A 20,659-nucleotide genomic window follows, 5' to 3' on the forward strand; every position below is an offset into this window, starting at 1 on the left:
CGATATCTTATCTGAATACAAGTCATTGGGATTATAAGGTCAAATCCCAACAGCGGATAGCGTCAAACCAGGTTGGCGGCAAAAGTCAGATTAAACTGGAACCTTGCAGCCGGGCGGCAGAATGGACAACATGATACCCTAACCTGACATACGTAAAAAAAGAACTTTGCCATGAAATTGAATACCCGAGCGCAAACTGCACAAACGCCGAACAATAATTCTCCCATCGTACTGGTTCACGGGCTTTTTGGCAGCCTGGATAACCTGGGCGTGCTGGCGCGCGATCTGGTTACCGACCACGATATTCTTCAGGTTGATATGCGCAATCACGGTCTTTCCGGCCGTTCCGACGAGATGACCTACGCGGCGATGGCGCAGGATCTGCGGGATACGCTGGATGCCAACGACTTGCAAAAGGTGACCCTCATCGGACATTCAATGGGCGGTAAAGCGGTGATGGCCCTGACGGCGCTGGCCCCGGAGCGTATTAACGGCCTGGTGGTGATTGATGTTGCGCCCGTGGATTACGACGTCCGCCGTCACGACGAAATTTTTGCCGCCATCAATGCGGTCACCGAAGCGGGTGCCGCGACGCGTCAGCAGGCGGCTGCCGTCATGCGTGAGCATCTTGATGAAGAAGGCGTCGTCCAGTTCCTGCTGAAGTCGTTTGTTGACGGGCAATGGCGTTTTAACGTGCCGGTGCTCTGGAACCAGTACAACAATATTGTGGGCTGGCAAACCGTACCCGCCTGGCCACACCCTACCCTCTTTATTCGCGGCGGCAATTCCCCTTACGTTACCGACGCGTACCGCGACGCCATACTGGCGCAATTCCCGCAGGCTCGCGCCCACGTCATTGCCGGAGCCGGACACTGGGTGCATGCGGAAAAACCTGACGCCGTGCAGCGCGCCATTCGCCGCTATCTTGCTGACACTGCAAATTGATTAAAAAGAAAGCGACTGGAAGGCTGCGGGCTTCCAGTCGTTGGCGCGCCGTTTTTGGTGATGTATGATGGCGCGCTTATCGCCCGGGCATTAGCAGGGCGGCGTGTTTCCCCCGAAGTCTCAGAATCATGGCCAAAGAACAAACGGACCGTACGACACTAGATCTGTTCGCGAATGAGCGTCGCCCGGGACGACCGAAGACGAATCCGCTTTCACGCGATGAACAGCTGCGTATCAATAAACGCAATCAGCTTAAACGCGATAAAAATCGTGGGCTTAAGCGTGTCGAACTGAAGCTCAACGCCGACGCGGTAGATGCGCTTAACGAGCTGGCCGACGCGCGAAATATTAGCCGCAGCGAGCTCATTGAAGAGATGTTGATCGCCCAGCTTGAGATGCTGCGCAGCCAGGCATAAGTCTGAAAATTCCCTTAATTACCCTTTTCATGTAGCACAGAGTGCAGTCCTGCGCGATAGCTGTTTCCGCAGGGTTGCCAGTTCTGCTATTATTGCCCTTATCCGTGGCCGAATTGCGCCACCATACTATTAAGTTTCAAGAGGTTATTTTACTCATGGCAATCATCGGCATTTTCTTTGGCAGTGATACCGGCAATACCGAAAATATCGCGAAAAACATTCAAAAACAGCTCGGTAAAGACGTTGCTGATGTGCATGACATCGCCAAGAGCAGCAAAGAAGATCTCGAAGGCTATGACATTCTGCTGCTGGGTATTCCGACCTGGTACTACGGCGAAGCCCAGTGCGACTGGGATGATTTCTTCCCGACGCTGGAAGAAGTGGACTTCAACGGTAAGCTGGTTGCCCTGTTTGGCTGTGGCGACCAGGAAGACTACGCCGAGTACTTCTGTGACGCGCTGGGTACCATCCGCGACATCATTGAGCCGAATGGCGCTGTGATCGTCGGCCACTGGCCAACCGCCGGTTACCACTTCGAAGCGTCCAAAGGTCTGGCCGATGACGATCACTTCGTGGGTCTGGCCATCGACGAAGACCGTCAGCCAGAACTGACTGCAGAGCGCGTCGAGAAATGGGTTAAGCAGATCCGTGAAGAACTGCACCTGGACGATATTCTCAACGCCTGATTTTTATCGCGGCGCAACGGCGGTTGCGCCCGCGCACCAGGTCAAACCGATTAAATTAATTGCTACAATCTTTTAACTTTTTCGCCCAGACCTGTACAATGTCTCCCTGATAAAATGTGGTTTTCCACCGAGCAAGTTTGTTGGTGATACCCCATTTTTATAAGCATATTTTGCCTGAGACTTGCAGTTTTCATTTAGCCATGGCAGTTCTATAATGAGACGCATTATCCCGGGTGCATTTTCTGTCACTTCCTACAGAAGTGAATCGTTTAGCAACAGGACAGATTCCGCATGACTGACAACAATACCGCATTAAAGAAGGCTGGCCTGAAAGTTACGCTTCCTCGGTTAAAAATCCTCGAAGTGCTTCAGGGTCCAGACAATCACCATGTCAGTGCGGAAGACCTTTATAAACGTCTTATCGACATGGGTGAAGAGATTGGGCTGGCTACCGTCTATCGCGTGCTGAACCAGTTTGATGACGCGGGCATTGTCACCCGTCATAATTTCGAAGGTGGTAAATCTGTCTTCGAACTGACCCAGCAGCAGCACCACGATCACCTGATCTGCCTCGACTGTGGCAAGGTCATTGAATTTAGCGATGACTCTATCGAAGCGCGCCAGCGTGAAATCGCCGCGCGTCACGGCATCCGTCTGACCAACCACAGCCTGTACCTTTATGGTCACTGCGCTGAAGGCGATTGCCGCGAAAATGAACATGCGCATGACGCAAAATAAGTGAGTGTTCATACTCTGAGCCAGCCGTAAGGTTGGCTTTTTTTTGCCAGAAAAAAGCCCGGTGGCACAGTGCCATCGGGCGTAAAGCAACTTATTTATTGTTATTGCGTATCTCGTTCCAGATCTTATCGCAACGCTTCGCCACTTCCTGATCGTTACCGGTTTTACGTGCCTGGATACAGGCCTGGTAATCCATCACGCGGACATTCTCCTGCGTCGCGAACTGCTCGTGCGCTTTCTCTTTCTTCAGCACGTTCAGCACGCTCTGGCAGGCTTCAATTTTCTCCGGCGAACCTTCCGCTGTATTAATACAGGCGCTGTAGGCCTCCTTGAGACGGGAGTCCTCTTTCGGTGCCTGAGTCTGGGCACACGCCACCAGCCCCGATGCCAACAGCGCGACGATTACGATTTTTTTCATCATTTGCAGTCTCCGGTCCGGCGGGATCTAACCCGCCGGACGATTCATCAGAAGATGGTGAACGGTGCGATAACCATGAATTTCACGTCACGTTCATCCTGGAAGATGTTGCCGTAACCGCCCGCGTAGCTCGGGATATCGGAGTGGTTGTCGTACTGGGTGAAGTGCAGTTTGAACATCGTGCCTTTCGCGCGGCCATCCTGCAGGGTATAGATAGCATCCAAGCTGTAGGAAGACTCTTTCAGGCGATAGTTTGGATCGTAGTAAGCATCCGGTGTTGCCATGTCGGCTGGTTTTGCATCCCAGGCGTAAGCATAAGAAGCGCCCACGGCCCAGCCCGGCAGGTTCCAGTTTTTCAGGTCATACATCGCGCCGAAGAAGACTGCTTTCTCACCGTCGGCGTTGAAGTCGGAGCGGTTATCCCACCAGATATCAAGACGACCGTTGGAGGAAGCATAGGTCGGGGTCATACGCTGCAGGAAGTAGCCCTGCTGCCCTTCCGCTTTCACCCATGTGCCTTCCAGACGCAAATCAACCTGACCGACCTTGTAGCCGAAGGTTAACGCCTGCAGCCACGCGGTGCCGTCGTAGATATCATTGACGCCACCGTTACTGACTTTGTCGCGCGTACCGTAGAACTGGTAGCTGGTACTCAGCGGGCTACCCGCAATATCAAACTTATAGCTGGCCTTGGCAAAGTATTGATCGATATACCCTTGCGCCTGGCCGAATGCCGCTTCGAGAACCAGATCGTTTTTGAAGTCGTATTTCGCACCCAGCGAGTGAAGGTAATCGACTTTGGTTTTCTTATCGTTCTGGTAGAACTTGTCCATTTCAATGTGCCACGGTGCTTTGTACTCGTTGGTCCACATATAGGAGAAGCTCAGCGCACCTGCGTCACCGTAGTCAAAGTTAGCCCCGGCTTCTGCACCCTGATAGGTACCCGGCATAAAGCTCCAGTGTGGGGCTAAGAGCGTCTGGCCGGTTGGCTGAATATAGCCCCCACGCGCCCAGACCGTGCCGTATTTGAATTTCGCTGCGGCTTTGTAGAGGCTGATACCGCTCTTATCCCCGGACCAGTCTTCATCATAGGCTTTGTTGCTGGAGGAGAAGGCGATTTCGTTCGGGTGGCCGCTGTCGCCGTTTTCCGCCATTTCGATCGCGGTGAACGCGGCGATATCCAGACCGAACATATCCGCGGCGTAGCCTGACTGGAAGTCCAGGTTGGCGTTCCAGGTGGAGTGCGAGAGGTTGGTTTTGTATTTATTTTCAGTGACGTCTTTACGGTCACGCTCACGCTGCCAGTAATAAATACCGCCCGTGAGGGTAGAATCTTCGATGAAACCCGCTGCTTTTGCCTCTGGCGCAATCACCAGGCCCGACATTGCTGTCACACCGGCAATAGCCAGCGCCAGCGCACTACGTTTGCCACTGAACGTACGCATAGATTATTCCTCTTTGACGAATTAAAACGCCTGAAACGGCGTAAATAAAAAAGACCAAATGGTCAGGGGTAGTGTTAAATACCCTCGAATTAACTACCGTCTTTAGGTTATTTTTCGCGACGCGAATTATCAATGCTTTTCAGCGGGCAAAAGTCAGGATTATGACGAAGTGCACATAATTGGTAGTGCTTTGTAACATTTACAGGAAGGCGAGGAATGACGGGAAATTCTCAGCTATTTCAGTGTCCAGGCGTGGGATCGGTTTCCTTTTTTATAACCCTTTTGAATTTCGTAATGACACAAACTTTTTTTTAAAAAATAAGTAGCACCTCATTGACCTGTTATTTTCATGACGCCCCTTTAACCCCTGACTTAATACTCTGATCGTTAAATAAAAAAACGCCGCATAATGCGGCGTTTGTTTCTCATTGACCAGAGCAGCAATATTATTCGCCGATCTTCGTCCAGGTATCACGCAGACCCACGGTACGGTTAAATACCGGTTTTTCCGCCGTGCTGTGACGGCTGTCCAGGCAGAAGTAACCTTCACGTTCGAACTGGAACGCTTTGCCTGCTTCAGCCGCTTTCAGAGAAGGCTCCGCATAACCCTGCTTGATCACCAAAGATTCCGGGTTAATGGTCGCCAGGAAGTCTTCCGCCGCACCTGGGTTAGGCACGCTGAACAGGCGATCGTACAGACGAATCTCCACCGGCAGCGCGTGGGATGCGCTCACCCAGTGGATAACGCCTTTCACCTTGCGGCCATCCGCCGGATCTTTACTCAGCGTCTCAGCGTCATAAGAACAGAAGATGGTGGTGATATTCCCTTCCGCATCTTTTTCAACGCGCTCGGCTTTGATGACGTAAGCATTACGCAGACGCACTTCTTTACCCAGCACCAGACGCTTGTACTGCTTGTTGGCTTCTTCACGGAAGTCAGCGCGGTCAATCCAGATCTCGCCGCTGAACGGCACGTCGCGGCTTCCCATTTCCGGTTTGTTCGGATGGTTAGGCATGGAGACCAGCTCGCTCTCGCCCTGCGGATAGTTTTCGATAACCAGCTTCACCGGGTCGATAACGGCCATCGCGCGCGGGGCATTTTCATTGAGGTCTTCACGAATGCAGGATTCCAGAGACGCCATCTCAATGGTGTTGTCCTGCTTGGTCACGCCGATACGCTTGCAGAACTCACGGATTGACGCAGCGGTGTAGCCACGGCGGCGCAGACCCGAGATGGTTGGCATACGCGGGTCGTCCCAGCCCTCAACGTGCTTGTCGGTGACCAGCAGGTTCAGCTTACGCTTGGACATCACGGTGTATTCCAGATTCAGACGAGAGAACTCGTACTGACGCGGATGCACTGGAATGGTGATGTTATCCAGCACCCAGTCGTACAGACGACGGTTGTCCTGGAACTCCAGCGTACACAGCGAGTGGGTGATGCCTTCCAGCGCATCGCTGATGCAGTGGGTGAAGTCGTACATCGGGTAGATGCACCACTTGTTGCCGGTCTGGTGGTGTTCTGCGAACTTGATGCGGTACAGCACCGGATCGCGCATCACGATGAACGGAGACGCCATATCGATTTTGGCACGCAGGCACGCTTTGCCCTCTTCGAAGCCACCGGCACGCATTTTTTCAAACAGCGCCAGGTTCTCTTCCACGCTGCGATCGCGGAACGGGCTGTTTTTACCCGGTGCGGTCAGCGTACCGCGGTACTCACGGATCTCATCTGCAGACAGTTCGTCTACATACGCCAGACCTTTGTTGATGAGCTCTACCGCGTAGGCATACAGCTGATCAAAATAGTCAGAGGAGTAGCAGATATCGCCAGACCAGTTGAAGCCCAGCCATTGCACGTCGTTTTTGATGGACTCAACGTATTCGATGTCTTCTTTTACTGGGTTGGTGTCATCGAAACGCAGGTTGCACTGTCCCTGGTAGTCTTGCGCAATGCCAAAGTTCAGGCAGATGGACTTCGCATGCCCGATATGCAGGTAGCCATTCGGCTCCGGCGGGAAACGGGTATGAATTGTGGTGTGCTTACCACTGGCCAGATCTTCATCGATGATCTGACGAATAAAGTTACTCGGGCGGGCTTCTGCCTCACTCATCGTGGATTCCTCAAAGCGTAAACAACGTATAACGGCATATGATCTTATAAGCCGGACGTAGTGACAACCCTTAGTTACGGAAAATACGTATCAGATGAAAATAATGGGGGCATTTGCTGCAAAAAAAAGCGGCGGAGGATATCCCCCGCCGCTTAAGGCATGACTCTACTCAGGAGCGATTACTTGCCTTTAATCTCATACAGCGGGGTTTGACCCGCAACAACCTGACCTTTCGCCTGGATGACCAGACCGCTGAAGTCGTCAATGTTGCTGCAAACCACCGGGCTAATCATGGAACGCGCGTTGGCATTCAGGAAGTCCAGATCCATTTCCAGAATCGGCTGCCCGGCCACCACTTCAGCGCCCTCTTCCACCAGGCGAGTAAAGCCCTGACCATTCAGCGCAACGGTATCGATACCCATGTGGACAACGATCTCCGCGCCCTTTTCGGTTTCGAGGCAGAACGCGTGGTTGGTGTTGAAGATTTTCACGATGGTACCGGCAGCAGGAGACACCACGGTTTTATCCGTTGGTTTCACCGCCACACCGTCACCGACCGCTTTGCTGGCGAACGCTTCATCAGGTACCTGCTCAAGGTCAACCACGTCACCCGTTACCGGAGAGACCAGCGCGGCCACCGTTACGGCGTTAGGCACGGCCTGCGGCTTCGCTACCGGGGCAGCCGTCGACGCAGGCGCGCTGTCGGCTGATGCCGCCGCGACCGGTCCACGGGCAACCACTTTCTTCATTTCGTCACCGATGGATTCCGCTTTGGCACCCACGATAACCTGGATAGTTTGTTTGTTCAGTTTAACCACGCCCGATGCACCAAGGCGTTTACACATTGCGTCGCTGACGCGCGCAGAGTCACCTACCGTCAGACGCAGACGGGTGATACAGGCATCAATGGCTTTCAGGTTGTCAGTCCCCCCGACGGCAGCGATATAGCTGGTCGCCAGCTGGGTCAGACCCTCTTCGGTGTTGCTGTTGGCTTCGTTGGTGACCACTTCATCTTTGGTGTCTTCGCGGCCCGGCGTTTTGAGGTTAAACATACGAATAACCGCAGTGAACAGCACGAAGTAGATGACGAAGAAGACCAGACCCATTACCACCAGCATCCAGACGTTCTTGCTTGCCGCCGGCAGGTTGTACATCAACACGTAGTCGATCGCGCCTGCAGAGAAGGAGAAGCCAGCATGGATACCCAGCAGGGTCGCCACAAACAGGCTGATACCGGTCAGGACCGCATGCATGAGGTACAGCACCGGCGCCAGGAACATGAACAGGAATTCCAGCGGCTCGGTTACACCGGTCAGGAACGCGGTAATCGCAACGGACAGCAGCATGCCGCCAACCATTGGGCGACGCGCTTTTGGCGCAGCCAGGTACATTGCCAGCGCAGCGCCCGGCAGACCAAACATCATGATTGGGAAGAAGCCAGACATGAACATGCCTGCGGTGCCGTCACCCGCGTAGAAGCGGTTGATGTCGCCGTGGAATACGGTGCCCGCAGCATTGGTGAACTCACCAATCTGGAACCATGCGATAGTGTTCAGCACCTGATGCAGACCGGTTGGGATCAGCAGACGGTTGATGAAACCAAAGATACCTGAGCCAAGTGCACCCGCTGATACAATCCACTCACCACCCGCATGGATCGCATGCTGTACCGGTGGCCAGACGTAGCCAAAGATAGCGGCCAGAACCAGACAGAAGAAACCTGTCGCGATCGGCACGAAACGTTTGCCGCCAAAGAAACTCAGGAAGTCTGGCAGCTTAATGTTTGCCCAGCGGTTGTACACAGCACCACCGACCAGACCGGTAATGATACCTGCCAGCACGCCCATGTTGATTTCTGGGTTAATGGTTACCATCGCTTTCGTCAGGATGAAATAACCGACTGCCCCTGCCAGCGCTGCGGCACCCGCGCTGTCTTTTGACCAGCTAGAGGCAACACCGATGGCGAAAATCAGCGCCAGGTTGTCAAAAATGGCACCGCCAGCCTGAGCAATAAACGGTACGTTAAGAAGATCGGGTTGCCCGAATCGCAGCAGCAGCGCTGCAACCGGTAGCACGGCGATAGGGAGCTGCAAAGCCCTACCGAGGCGCTGGAAAAAACCTAAAATATTCATCCTATTCCCCCTACGAGACCCTTTTTCAGGCTCGCGCATAAACTATGTTTTTATTGTGTCACGAACGATAGATACCGTTGATAATTCACTGGCAGTCTGAGTGTGTGAAAAATTAATTCGTATCGCAAATTAAACACCTATTTTTTGTGATTTTTGTCACCAAATATCGTATTCAGCCCTCCCTTGCACTGGCTAACAGTGAAAACTTATTTTATCATTCAAAAAATCAAGACGGATTGATCCGGCCTGAAAGTTTCCAGGTTACGCTTTAGTATCAGGTTCCGAAGCCATCCGCCCACTCTTCTACTTAAACTTTGAGGTGAACAATGAGACTGATTCCCCTTGCAACTGCAGAACAAGTTGGTAAATGGGCCGCTCGCCATATCGTAAACCGCATTAACGCGTTCAAACCGACCGCCGATCGTCCTTTCGTTCTGGGCCTTCCAACCGGCGGCACACCGCTGACCGCTTACAAGGCGCTGGTTGAGATGCATAAAGCAGGCCAGGTTAGCTTCAAACATGTTGTGACCTTCAATATGGATGAATATGTTGGCTTACCGAAAGACCACCCGGAAAGCTACCATAGCTTTATGCACCGCAATTTCTTTGATCACGTTGATATCCCAGCTGAAAATATTAACCTGCTGAATGGAAACGCGCCGGATATTGACGCAGAATGCCGTCAGTATGAAGAAAAAATCCGTTCCTACGGTAAAATCCACCTGTTCATGGGTGGCGTAGGTAATGATGGTCATATCGCGTTTAACGAACCGGCGTCCTCTCTGGCTTCCCGTACCCGTATTAAAACGCTGACCCATGACACGCGCGTGGCAAACTCCCGCTTCTTTGACGGTGACGTGAACCAGGTTCCAAAATACGCCCTGACCGTAGGCGTAGGCACCCTGCTAGATGCTGAAGAAGTGATGATTCTGGTGCTGGGCGGCGTGAAAGCGCAGGCGCTCCAGGCTGCTGTTGAAGGCAACGTTAACCATATGTGGACCATCAGCTGTCTGCAGCTGCATCCTAAATCAGTCATCGTCTGCGACGAACCGTCCACGATGGAGCTGAAGGTTAAAACGCTGAAATACTTCAACGAGTTAGAAGCCGAGAACATCAAAGGTCTGTAATTGAATAACCGCCTCTTTCTCAAGAGGCGGCCGCTTTTTTTAACCGGGGGTCGTTATGTACGCTTTAACCCACGGTCGGATTTATACCGGCCATGAAATTCTGGATGACCACGCGATTGTTATCGCGAATGGCCTGATTGAACGTGTTTGTCCGCTGGCAGAACTGCCGCCGGAGATTGAACAGCGCTCACTCAATGGAGCAGTAATCTCCCCCGGTTTCATCGACGTACAGCTCAACGGCTGCGGCGGTGTGCAATTCAATGATACCGCCGATGCGGTAACGGTCGAAACGCTGGAGATCATGCAGAAAGCCAACGAGAAATCGGGCTGCACCAGCTATCTGCCAACGCTCATCACCAGCAGTGATGACCTGATGAAGCAGGGTATCCGCGTGATGCGCGAATACCTGGCCAAACATCCGAATCAGGCGCTCGGTCTGCACCTGGAAGGGCCATGGCTGAACATGGTCAAGAAAGGAACGCATAACCCTGACTACGTGCGTAAACCTGATGCGGAGCTGGTTGACTACATGTGTGCCAACGCCGATGTGATCACCAAGGTGACGCTGGCACCGGAAATGACCGGCACGGACGTCATCAGCAAGCTGGCCGCCGCCGGAATTGTGGTTTCAGCGGGCCACTCAAATGCCACGCTGAAAGAAGCGAAAGCCGGTTTCCGCGCGGGCATTACCTTTGCGACGCACCTTTATAACGCCATGCCATACATCACAGGTCGTGAACCGGGTCTGGTTGGCGCGATTCTGGATGAGCCAGACGTTTACTGCGGCATTATCGCGGACGGCTTACACGTTGATTACACCAACATTCGCAACGCCAAGCGGCTGAAAGGTGACAAGCTCTGCCTGGTAACGGACGCTACCGCACCGGCAGGTGCAAATATTGAGCAGTTCATTTTTGCCGGTAAAACAATATACTACCGCAATGGACTGTGTGTGGATGAAAACGGTACGCTGAGCGGTTCCTCTTTGACCATGATTGAAGGGGTGCGTAACCTGGTTGAGCATTGCGGAATTGCGCTTGATGAAGTCCTGCGCATGGCCACCCTTTATCCTGCGCGCGCTATCGGCGTGGATAAACAGCTTGGCGGAATTGCACCAGGTATGGTTGCAAACCTGACGGCATTCACACACGATTATAAAATTATTAAGACCATCGTTAATGGTAACGAGGTCGTCACTGAGTAAGTAAAAGTATGACACCTGGCGGACAAGCTCAAATCGGTAATGTCGATCTCGTTAAACAGCTTAACAGCGCGGCGGTATATCGCCTGATTGACCAACACGGGCCAATCTCACGTATTCAGATAGCCGAACAAAGCCAGCTTGCTCCCGCCAGCGTGACAAAAATTACCCGCCAGCTCATTGAGCGCGGTTTGATCAAAGAAGTCGATCAGCAGGCCTCCACCGGGGGCCGCCGCGCTATCTCCATTATTACCGAAACCCGCAATTTTCAGGCAATTGGCGTCCGTCTGGGCCGTCATGACACCACGCTCACGCTGTACGATCTGAGCAGTAAAGCCATTGCGGAAGAGCACTATCCGCTTCCGGAACGCACCCAGGAGACGCTGGAGCATGCGCTGCTGAATACCATCGCGCAGTTTATTGAAAGCTGTCAGCGCAAGATCCGCGAACTCATCGCCATCTCGGTGATTCTGCCCGGTCTGGTCGACCCGGAAAGCGGCGTGATCCGCTATATGCCGCACATTCAGGTTGAAAACTGGGGGCTGGTCGACGCGCTGGAAAAGCGCTTTAAAGTGACCTGCTTTGTGGGCCATGACATTCGCTCTCTGGCGCTGGCAGAGCACTACTTTGGTGCGAGCCAGGACTGTGAAGACTCTATTCTGGTGCGCGTTCACCGCGGTACGGGCGCAGGCATTATCTCTAACGGCCGAATTTTTATTGGTCGCAACGGTAACGTCGGTGAGATCGGCCACATTCAGGTTGAACCGCTCGGGGAGCGCTGCCACTGCGGCAACTTTGGCTGCCTTGAAACCATTGCCGCCAACACCGCCATCGAGCAGCGCGTTCGCCATCTGCTTGAACAGGGTTACCAAAGCCGCGTGACGCTGGATGACTGCAAGATAGGCACCATCTGCAAAGCTGCTAATAAAGGCGACGCGCTGGCCTGTGAAGTGATCGAGCAGGTGGGACGCCATCTGGGGAAAACCATCGCCATCGCCATTAACCTGTTTAACCCACAAAAAGTGGTGATCGCCGGTGAAATTGTGGAAGCGGAAAAGGTGCTGCTCCCCGCGATTGAAGGCTGTATTAACACCCAGGCGCTGAAAGCATTCCGCCAGAATCTTCCGGTGGTTCGTTCAAAGCTTGACCATCGTTCGGCGATTGGCGCGTTCGCGCTGGTCAAACGCGCCATGCTCAACGGAATTCTGCTGCAGCATTTGCTGGAAAGTTGATCGGACCTTATAGTAACGCCTTCTTTTTTTGATGTCGGACTGTCCATGACCATTAAGAATGTAATTTGTGATATCGACGGCGTGCTGATGCACGACAACGTTGCCGTGCCGGGTGCTGCGGAGTTTCTTCACCGCATCATCGACAAAGGAATGCCTCTGGTTCTTCTCACGAACTACCCTTCTCAGACCGGTCAGGATCTGGCAAACCGCTTTGCCACGGCGGGAGTCGACGTCCCGGACAGCGTGTTTTATACCTCGGCGATGGCCACGGCGGATTTTCTGAAGCGTCAGGAAGGAAAAAAAGCCTATGTGGTCGGTGAAGGCGCGCTGATCCATGAGCTGTATAAAGCGGGCTTTACCATCACCGACGTCAACCCGGACTTTGTGATTGTAGGTGAAACGCGTTCCTACAACTGGGAGATGATGCATAAGGCATCCTTCTTTGTGGCTAACGGCGCGCGCTTTATTGCGACCAACCCGGATACCCACGGTCGCGGTTTTTATCCGGCCTGCGGCGCGCTGTGTGCCGGTATCGAGAAGATCTCCGGGCGCAAGCCGTTCTATGTCGGCAAGCCCAGCCCGTGGATCATTCGCGCCGCGCTCAACAAGATGCAGGCCCACTCTGAAGAGACCGTGATTGTCGGCGACAACCTGCGCACCGATATTCTGGCCGGTTTCCAGGCCGGTCTGGAGACGATTCTGGTGCTCTCTGGGGTCTCTCAGCTTGATGACATTGACTCAATGCCGTTCCGCCCAAGCTGGATTTACCCCTCCGTCGATGAAATTGACATCATCTGATACCGAACCACGCCTCAGGGCGTGGTTTTTTATTTTCTCACCTGCAAAATACGACTACATCTAACGAAAAAGCACTTTCATTGCATAATCCTCAATAAAAGCGCTCATGACATACGCGTTTTTCACCGATCCGCAACCACCATTGCACTATTTCCGTTTTCGCCCGTAAAACGCTTGCGCGCCCTGCCCCTTTGCGGCATTTTCATAAGCAAGCAACATTACAAAGCAACAGGGTTAACGGAGAAGGTTATGTGTTCAATTTTTGGCGTACTGGATATTAAAACTGACGCGGGCGAACTGCGTAAAAAGGCACTCGAACTGTCCCGCCTGATGCGCCATCGCGGCCCGGACTGGTCAGGCGTTTACGCCAGTGACAAAGCAATTCTGGCTCACGAACGTCTGTCTATTGTTGACGTCAACGCCGGTGCACAGCCGCTGTATAACGAGAAAAAAACGCACGCGCTGGCTGTCAACGGTGAGATCTATAACCACCAGGCGCTGCGCGCCGAGTACGGCGACCGCTACGCGTTCCAGACCGGGTCCGACTGTGAAGTGATCCTGGCGCTGTATCAGGAGAAAGGTCCCGAGTTTCTGGACGACCTGCAGGGTATGTTTGCCTTCGCCCTGTACGACAGCGAAAAAGACGCTTACCTGATTGGCCGCGACCACATCGGTATTATCCCGCTGTACATGGGCCACGATGAACACGGAAACTTCTACGTTGCGTCTGAAATGAAAGCCCTGGTGCCGGTCTGCCGCACCATCAAAGAGTTCCCGGCAGGCAGTTACCTGTGGAGTAAAGACGGCGAGATCCGTCCGTACTACCAGCGTGACTGGTTCGACTACGACGCGGTAAAAGACAACGTGACAGACAAAGCCGAGCTGCGTCAGGCGCTGGAAGATTCCGTGAAAAGCCACCTGATGTCAGACGTACCTTACGGCGTGCTGCTCTCCGGCGGTCTGGACTCCTCCGTGATCTCTGCCATCACCAAGAAATTTGCGGCTCGTCGCGTGGAAGATCAGGAGCGCTCAGAAGCCTGGTGGCCACAGCTGCACTCCTTTGCCGTGGGCCTGGAAGGCGCGCCGGATCTGAAAGCCGCGCAGGAAGTGGCAAACCACCTCGGCACCGTGCACCATGAAATTCACTTCACCGTGCAGGAAGGCCTGGATGCGATCCGCGATGTGATCTATCACATTGAAACCTATGACGTAACGACAATTCGCGCCTCCACGCCGATGTACCTGATGTCGCGTAAGATCAAGGCGATGGGCATCAAAATGGTGCTCTCCGGTGAAGGTTCTGACGAAGTGTTTGGCGGCTACCTGTACTTCCACAAAGCGCCAAATGCCAAAGAGCTGCACGAAGAGACCGTGCGTAAACTCCAGGCGCTGCATATGTTTGACTGCGCGCGTGCCAACAAAGCGATGTCGGCATGGGGTGTCGAAGCGCGTGTACCGTTCCTGGATAAGAAATTCCTCGACGTGGCGATGCGCATCAACCCGCAGGATAAAATGTGCGGCAACGGTAAAATGGAAAAACATATCCTGCGTGAGTGTTTTGAATCCTACCTGCCGGCGAGCGTGGCATGGCGTCAGAAAGAGCAGTTCTCCGATGGCGTAGGCTACAGCTGGATCGACACCCTGAAAGAGGTGGCGGCGAAACAGGTTTCTGACCAACAGCTGGAAACCGCAAGCTTCCGCTTCCCGTACAACACGCCGGGCTCGAAAGAAGCGTACCTCTACCGTGAAATTTTTGAAGAACTGTTCCCGGTACCGAGCGCTGCAGAGTGTGTGCCGGGTGGTCCATCCGTCGCCTGCTCGTCTGCCAAAGCGATTGAATGGGATGAATCGTTCAAATCCATGAACGATCCGTCAGGACGTGCGGTAGGCGTTCACCAGTCAGCCTACAAATAATCACGTATTTCATCTCAGGCCCTGCGGGGCCTGATTTTTTTTGCCCCGCTTTTGCACAGCTAAAACCGATTAATAACCAATAATTGCCGAATATTCGGTCACGCTGTTCGCAACCTAACCAAACAGTCACATTCCGGCTATTTTCGTTGAAAAAGGTGTTGACGCTGCAAGGGTCTATACGCATAATGCGCCCCGCAACGCCGATAAGGTAACGCGAAAAAAAGATGGCTACGTAGCTCAGTTGGTTAGAGCACATCACTCATAATGATGGGGTCACAGGTTCGAATCCCGTCGTAGCCACCATCTTTTTTTGCGGGAGTGGCGAAATTGGTAGACGCACCAGATTTAGGTTCTGGCGCCGCAAGGTGTGCGAGTTCAAGTCTCGCCTCCCGCACCATTCCCGGGTAAGCGTTGCACGGATGGGGTATCGCCAAGCGGTAAGGCACCGGTTTTTGATACCGGCATTCCCTGGTTCGAATCCAGGTACCCCAGCCATATTTCTTCGATTTTGCGGTTCTCCGCGGTATTGGGGTATCGCCAAGCGGTAAGGCACCGGTTTTTGATACCGGCATTCCCTGGTTCGAATCCAGGTACCCCAGCCATCGAAGATTGCAGTACTGGCTACGTAGCTCAGTTGGTTAGAGCACATCACTCATAATGATGGGGTCACAGGTTCGAATCCCGTCGTAGCCACCAAATTGAGATTATCGATCGATTTCGGTAATGAGAAAAAATTGTTGGGGTATCGCCAAGCGGTAAGGCACCGGATTCTGATTCCGGCATTCCGAGGTTCGAATCCTCGTACCCCAGCCAATTTACAAAGTCGTTAGGCAGCTTGTTTAACGCAATTGGGGTGTCGCCAAGCGGTAAGGCTCTGGTTTCTGATACCAGCATTCCGGGGTTCGAATCCCTGCACCCCAGCCACTTAAAACAAAAAAGCCCGCTCTGCGGGCTTTTTTGTTTTTGTACAGAATTGTGCGGCCTGATGCCCTCACCCAGGCCCTCTCCCACGGGGAGAGGGAAAAAAGTTTAGAGTCCGAGAGCGTACTTAAGGGCCTGACGCTTCAGGCCACCGGCGCGTTCCGCTGCCATCAGACCTATGTTACGCAGAATACGCACCGGGGCTACGTCATTGCTAAACCCGGCATAGAACAGATCCATTCCCGACTGCATGAGGAAGTTATCCGCCATACGCCGCGTCTGATAACGCTTCAGCACCTGATGGCTGGCCCAGTTTTCCGCGTGTCCGCGGGCGTTGCCCAGCACATCCAGCAGGGCATCGACGTCACGATATCCCAGGTTCACGCCCTGCCCGGCCAGCGGATGAATGGTGTGTGCCGCATCACCCACCAGCGCTAAGCCTGCGCGGGCATACTGCAACGCATGACGACGCGTGAGTGGGAACGCCCCGGCGGCGACCGGCGTGACGTGCCCCAGACGGCTCGGGAAGTGCAGCAGGATCTCGCGCTGCAGCTGTTCCATGTTCATCCCCTGCAGCTGACGAATGCGCGCCGGTTTGTCGTACCACACCAGCGACGCCCAGTTATCAAACAGCGGTAAAAAGGCATGCGGGCCGTTCGGCGTAAAGTGCTGCCAGGTGCTTTCGCCCGGCGCATTCTCGCACTCGGCGGTAATCAGCATACAAGACTGTTCATACTGCCAGGCATGAACCCCGATCCCCGCCATCTGTCTGACCTGCGAGTTAGCGCCGTCCGCCCCGATGACCAGCTTCACGGCCAGCTCATCGCCGTTGTCGAGCGTCAGTAGATAGCCACGCTCGTGAGGATGCAGCGCCTTAAGCGACGCAGGCACGCGCAGCGTCACCTTCGGATTCGCCTCCAGCGCCTGCCAGAGCGCCCGCTGGAGCACGTTGTTTTCCACCATATACCCCAGGCGCGGCAGCTTTAGCTCAGCGGCATCAAACGCGACGTGGGCATTTTCCCACTCCCAGGTTTCGAGGCGGCTGTAAGGGTGCGCGCGCATCGCCTGCACTGCCTCCCAGACGCCCAGCCCGCGCAGCAGATCGACGGATGCCGCGCTGATCGCAGAAATGCGCACGTCCGGTTTACTGGCGGGATCGTAGGCTGGCGGAGCCGCCTGTTCGATTACCGTTACCTCAAATCCCTGCTGCGCCAGCCCCAGCGCCAGCGCGCCGCCGACCATACCGCCGCCGACAACGGCAACTTCGGTGTGTTGGAGTGTCATGGTCAATTTTCCTTATTGGAGAATCCCTTAAGTTTACCGGATTTTTGCGGTCCTGAGACACATAACCTTCATACTGGTCACAACCCCACCAAAGCATTACAATACGCGGCTTGCAATCCTGAGCTGAGCAAGTCGATGACTAAAAAACTCCATATAAAAACCTGGGGCTGTCAGATGAACGAATACGATTCATCCAAGATGGCCGATCTGCTGGATACCACCCACGGATACCAGCTGACTGAAAATGCGAAAGAAGCCGATGTGCTGCTGCTGAACACCTGTTCAATTCGTGAAAAAGCGCAGGAAAAAGTCTTTCACGTGTTAGGCCGCTGGAAACTTCTCAAACGAAAAAATCCGGACCTGATCATCGGCGTGGGCGGCTGCGTCGCGTCGCAGGAAGGCAAGCTGATCCGCCAGAGAGCCCCGTATGTGGACATTGTCTTTGGCCCTCAGACCCTGCACCGTCTGCCTGAGATGATCAATCAGGTTCGTGGCAACCGTAGCCCGGTCGTTGACGTCAGCTTCCCGGAAATCGAAAAATTTGACCGTCTGCCTGAGCCGCGTGCCGATGGCCCGACCGCCTTCGTCTCCATCATGGAAGGCTGCAACAAATACTGCACGTACTGCGTGGTGCCGTACACCCGTGGTGAAGAGGTCAGCCGCCCGGCAGATGACATTCTGTTTGAAATCGCGCAGCTTGCCGCGCAGGGTGTGCGCGAAGTGAACCTGCTGGGCCAGAACGTTAACGCCTGGCGCGGTGAGAACTACGACGGCACGACCGGCAGCTTTGCCGAGCTGCTGCGTCTGGTGGCCGCGATTGACGGCATCGACCGCATTCGCTTTACCACCAGCCATCCGATGGAATTTACCGATGACATCATTGACGTCTATCGCGATACGCCAGAGCTGGTGAGCTTCCTGCACCTGCCGATCCAGTGCGGCTCTGACCGCGTGCTGAACCTGATGGGCCGTCCCCATACGGTGCTGGAGTATAAATCCACCATCCGTAAGCTGCGTGAAGCGCGTCCGGATATCCAGATTAGCTCTGACTTTATCGTCGGCTTCCCTGGCGAAACCGCTGATGACTTCGAGCGCACCATGAAGCTCATCGGCGAAGTGAACTTTGACGTCAGCTACAGCTTCATCTTCTCCGCGCGTCCTGGAACACCGGCGGCCGATATGGTTGACGATGTGCCGGAAGAAGAGAAAAAGCAGCGTCTGTACATTCTGCAGGAGCGCATCAACCAGCAGGCTAACGCCTGGAGCCGCCGCATGCTCGGCACCGTTCAGCGCATTCTGGTGGAAGGCACTTCCCGCAAGAGCATTATGGAACTCTCTGGTCGTACGGAAAATAACCGCGTGGTGAACTTTGAAGGCACCCCGGATATGATCGGTAAGTTTGTGGACGTCGAGATTGTCGAAGTGCTGACCAACTCGCTGCGCGCGAAAGTGGTCCGCACCGAAGACGAAATGGGCCTGCGTATCGCAGAGTCACCGGAATCCGTGATCTCGCGAACCCGCAAAGAAAACGATTCTGGCGTTGGGATTTACCAGCCATAATCCTTCAGGCCTGCCGCTTTGGCAGGCCTTGTATTTCCTCTCATCGCCCCCAATATCTTCCGCAACGCTTGCGCCTTTATTCTGTGGCGTGAATAATTTCGGTAATGACCGTTTTATTGCGCCGTGTGGCAGCGGGTCAGTTAATCAATCAAAGAGGAACAGTTTGAACATAGATACGCGTGAAATTAGCCTTGAGCCAGCAGACAATGCTCGCCTGCTGAGCCTGTGCGGGCCGTTTGATGACAACATCAAACAACTGGAGCGACGTCTGGGTATCGAAATCAATCGTCGCGATAATCATTTCAAACTCACCGGACGCCCTATCTGCGTCAACGCCGCTGCGGACATTCTGCGTAGCCTGTATGTCGACACCTCCCCCATGCGCGGCGAAATTCAGGATATCGAACCGGAGCAGATTCACCTCGCCATTAAAGAGGCGCGCGTGCTTGAGCAGAGCGCGGAGAGCGTGCCGGACTATGGCAAGGCGATCAACATTAAGACCAAGCGTGGCGTCATCAAGCCGCGTACGCCAAACCAGGCGCAGTATATCGCCAATATTCTCGACCACGACATCACCTTCGGCGTGGGGCCGGCGGGTACGGGTAAAACCTATCTGGCCGTTGCCGCGGCGGTTGATGCGCTGGAGCGTCAGGAGATCCGACGTATTCTGCTGACCCGCCCTGCCGTTGAAGCCGGTGAAAAACTGGGCTTCCTGCCAGGCGATCTGAGCCAGAAGGTCGATCCGTATCTGCGTCCTTTATACGATGCGCTGTTCGAAATGCTGGGCTTTGAGAAGGTCGAGAAGCTCATTGAGCGTAACGTGATCGAAGTGGCCCCGCTCGCCTACATGCGCGGCCGTACGCTGAACGATGCGTTCATCATTCTCGATGAGAGCCAGAACACCACCATCGAACAGATGAAAATGTTCCTGACGCGTATTGGCTTTAACTCGAAAGCGGTGATTACCGGCGACGTCACGCAGATCGATCTGCCGCGCAGCACCAAATCGGGCCTGCGCCACGCCATCGAAGTGCTGGCCGAGGTCGATGAAATCAGCTTTAACTTCTTCCACAGTGAAGACGTGGTACGCCACCCGGTGGTCGCGCGTATCGTTAACGCTTATGAAGCCTGGGAAGAGGCAGATCAGAAGCGTAAGGCCGAACTGGCCGCAGAACGTAAGCGCGAAGCGCAGGAGCAAGAACAGAAATGAGTCAGGTGATCCTCGATTTACAGCTGGCCTGTGAAGACAATTCCGGCATGCCAGATGAGGCACAGTTTCAGAAATGGCTGGATGCCGTTATCCCGCAGTTTCAGGAAGAATCAGAAGTCACGATTCGCCTGGTGGATGAAGCAGAAAGCCATGAGCTTAACCTGACCTATCGCGGGAAAGATAAGCCGACCAACGTGCTCTCTTTCCCGTTCGAAGCCCCGCCGGGCATCGAGATGCCGCTGTTGGGCGATCTGATCATCTGCCGCCAGGTGGTTGAACAGGAAGCTAAAGAGCAGCAGAAACCTCTTGAAGCCCACTGGGCGCACATGGTGGTACACGGCAGCCTGCATCTGCTCGGCTACGATCATATTGAAGACGACGAAGCGGAAGAGATGGAGTCCCTCGAGACAGAGATAATGCTTGCTCTGGGCTATGAGGATCCGTACATTGCCGAGAAAGAATAGTCAGTCACCGGACTGACTCCCCTGCCGCCACGAAAGGACATCGCGTGGCGGTAA

17 protein-coding genes and 7 tRNA genes are annotated in these 20,659 nt (G+C 54.1%); 19 read left to right on the forward strand and 5 right to left on the reverse strand.

Annotation, left to right across the window (positions count from 1 at the left end; translation table 11 throughout):
• Window positions 1-171: 171 nt before the first annotated feature.
• The 4 genes from ybfF to fur all read left to right on the forward strand — a co-directional run bounded on the left by ybfF (window position 172) and on the right by fur (window position 2,785).
• Window positions 172-945, forward strand: coding sequence for an esterase (gene ybfF, locus ACOTXI_RS03515; RefSeq protein WP_058653538.1), 774 nt, complete (start codon window positions 172-174; stop codon window positions 943-945).
• A 128-nt stretch (window positions 946-1,073) separates the two neighbouring features.
• Complete coding sequence (gene ybfE / locus ACOTXI_RS03520) at window positions 1,074-1,361, forward strand: LexA regulated protein (protein ID WP_008501068.1); 288 nt, start codon at window positions 1,074-1,076, stop codon at window positions 1,359-1,361.
• 155 nt (window positions 1,362-1,516) lie between these two features.
• Entirely contained in the window at window positions 1,517-2,047 is a 531-nt protein-coding gene (gene fldA, locus ACOTXI_RS03525; RefSeq protein WP_008501067.1) for a flavodoxin FldA, read from the forward strand.
• 291 nt (window positions 2,048-2,338) lie between these two features.
• Window positions 2,339-2,785: a ferric iron uptake transcriptional regulator gene (fur, locus tag ACOTXI_RS03530; RefSeq protein ID WP_008501066.1), complete on the forward strand. Its 447-nt coding sequence runs from the start codon at window positions 2,339-2,341 to the stop codon at window positions 2,783-2,785.
• 91 nt (window positions 2,786-2,876) lie between these two features.
• Here fur and chiQ read toward each other — a convergent pair whose 3' ends face one another.
• The 4 genes from chiQ to nagE form a co-directional block, all read right to left on the reverse strand.
• A complete protein-coding gene (gene chiQ, locus ACOTXI_RS03535; protein WP_025912725.1) occupies window positions 2,877-3,203 on the reverse strand; it encodes a ChiQ/YbfN family lipoprotein in 327 nt (108 codons plus the stop codon).
• A gap of 47 nt (window positions 3,204-3,250) precedes the next feature.
• Window positions 3,251-4,648, reverse strand: a complete 1,398-nt coding sequence (chiP, locus tag ACOTXI_RS03540; protein ID WP_058653540.1) for a chitoporin ChiP — start codon at window positions 4,646-4,648, stop codon at window positions 3,251-3,253.
• A 446-nt stretch (window positions 4,649-5,094) separates the two neighbouring features.
• Window positions 5,095-6,762, reverse strand: coding sequence for a glutamine--tRNA ligase (gene glnS / locus ACOTXI_RS03545; RefSeq protein WP_021242997.1), 1,668 nt, complete (start codon window positions 6,760-6,762; stop codon window positions 5,095-5,097).
• Between the two features lie 179 nt (window positions 6,763-6,941).
• The gene (gene nagE / locus ACOTXI_RS03550; protein WP_032663960.1) at window positions 6,942-8,894 is read right to left on the reverse strand and encodes a PTS N-acetyl glucosamine transporter subunit IIABC; all 1,953 of its coding nucleotides are present in this window, start codon (window positions 8,892-8,894) and stop codon (window positions 6,942-6,944) included.
• A 326-nt stretch (window positions 8,895-9,220) separates the two neighbouring features.
• On the opposite strand from nagE, the gene nagB reads away from it, so the two are divergent.
• The 12 genes from nagB (at window position 9,221) to ACOTXI_RS03610 (ending at window position 16,090) form a co-directional block, all read left to right on the forward strand.
• On the forward strand, window positions 9,221-10,021 hold the full coding sequence (gene nagB, locus ACOTXI_RS03555; protein WP_008501061.1) for a glucosamine-6-phosphate deaminase: 801 nt from the start codon (window positions 9,221-9,223) through the stop codon (window positions 10,019-10,021).
• Window positions 10,022-10,076: 55 nt separating this feature from the next.
• Window positions 10,077-11,225 (forward strand): N-acetylglucosamine-6-phosphate deacetylase, encoded by a 1,149-nt coding sequence (gene nagA, locus ACOTXI_RS03560; RefSeq protein ID WP_008501059.1) that lies wholly within the window; start codon window positions 10,077-10,079, stop codon window positions 11,223-11,225.
• A gap of 8 nt (window positions 11,226-11,233) precedes the next feature.
• Window positions 11,234-12,454, forward strand: a complete 1,221-nt coding sequence (gene nagC / locus ACOTXI_RS03565; protein ID WP_021242995.1) for a DNA-binding transcriptional regulator NagC — start codon at window positions 11,234-11,236, stop codon at window positions 12,452-12,454.
• Window positions 12,455-12,499: 45 nt separating this feature from the next.
• Complete coding sequence (gene nagD, locus ACOTXI_RS03570; protein WP_008501057.1) at window positions 12,500-13,252, forward strand: ribonucleotide monophosphatase NagD; 753 nt, start codon at window positions 12,500-12,502, stop codon at window positions 13,250-13,252.
• A gap of 249 nt (window positions 13,253-13,501) precedes the next feature.
• Window positions 13,502-15,166, forward strand: a complete 1,665-nt coding sequence (gene asnB, locus ACOTXI_RS03575) for an asparagine synthase B (protein WP_021242994.1) — start codon at window positions 13,502-13,504, stop codon at window positions 15,164-15,166.
• A gap of 226 nt (window positions 15,167-15,392) precedes the next feature.
• A tRNA-Met gene (locus ACOTXI_RS03580) sits at window positions 15,393-15,469 on the forward strand.
• A gap of 9 nt (window positions 15,470-15,478) precedes the next feature.
• Window positions 15,479-15,563, forward strand: a tRNA-Leu gene (locus ACOTXI_RS03585).
• A gap of 23 nt (window positions 15,564-15,586) precedes the next feature.
• Window positions 15,587-15,661 (forward strand) — tRNA-Gln (locus ACOTXI_RS03590).
• Between the two features lie 32 nt (window positions 15,662-15,693).
• Window positions 15,694-15,768 (forward strand) — tRNA-Gln (locus tag ACOTXI_RS03595).
• A 17-nt stretch (window positions 15,769-15,785) separates the two neighbouring features.
• Window positions 15,786-15,862, forward strand: a tRNA-Met gene (locus ACOTXI_RS03600).
• A gap of 42 nt (window positions 15,863-15,904) precedes the next feature.
• Window positions 15,905-15,979: transfer RNA gene (locus ACOTXI_RS03605), tRNA-Gln, on the forward strand.
• A gap of 36 nt (window positions 15,980-16,015) precedes the next feature.
• Window positions 16,016-16,090: transfer RNA gene (locus ACOTXI_RS03610), tRNA-Gln, on the forward strand.
• A 105-nt stretch (window positions 16,091-16,195) separates the two neighbouring features.
• Here ACOTXI_RS03610 and ubiF read toward each other — a convergent pair.
• Entirely contained in the window at window positions 16,196-17,371 is a 1,176-nt protein-coding gene (gene ubiF / locus ACOTXI_RS03615; protein ID WP_058653543.1) for a 3-demethoxyubiquinol 3-hydroxylase, read from the reverse strand.
• A gap of 135 nt (window positions 17,372-17,506) precedes the next feature.
• On the opposite strand from ubiF, the gene miaB reads away from it, so the two are divergent.
• The 3 genes from miaB (at window position 17,507) to ybeY (ending at window position 20,605) form a co-directional block, all read left to right on the forward strand.
• On the forward strand, window positions 17,507-18,931 hold the full coding sequence (gene miaB / locus ACOTXI_RS03620) for a tRNA (N6-isopentenyl adenosine(37)-C2)-methylthiotransferase MiaB (protein ID WP_028012350.1): 1,425 nt from the start codon (window positions 17,507-17,509) through the stop codon (window positions 18,929-18,931).
• 163 nt (window positions 18,932-19,094) lie between these two features.
• Window positions 19,095-20,141 carry a PhoH family protein gene (locus ACOTXI_RS03625; protein WP_008501053.1) on the forward strand — a complete coding sequence of 349 codons (1,047 nt, stop codon included), beginning with the start codon at window positions 19,095-19,097 and terminating at the stop codon, window positions 20,139-20,141.
• Entirely contained in the window at window positions 20,138-20,605 is a 468-nt protein-coding gene (gene ybeY / locus ACOTXI_RS03630) for an rRNA maturation RNase YbeY (RefSeq protein ID WP_008501052.1), read from the forward strand. The genes ACOTXI_RS03625 and ybeY overlap by 4 nt, the downstream gene beginning before the upstream one ends.
• Window positions 20,606-20,659 lie beyond the last annotated feature (54 nt).

The sequence above is a fragment of the Enterobacter cloacae complex sp. BZL2005 genome (assembly GCF_049238885.1).
Lineage (GTDB): Bacteria > Pseudomonadota > Gammaproteobacteria > Enterobacterales > Enterobacteriaceae > Enterobacter > Enterobacter roggenkampii.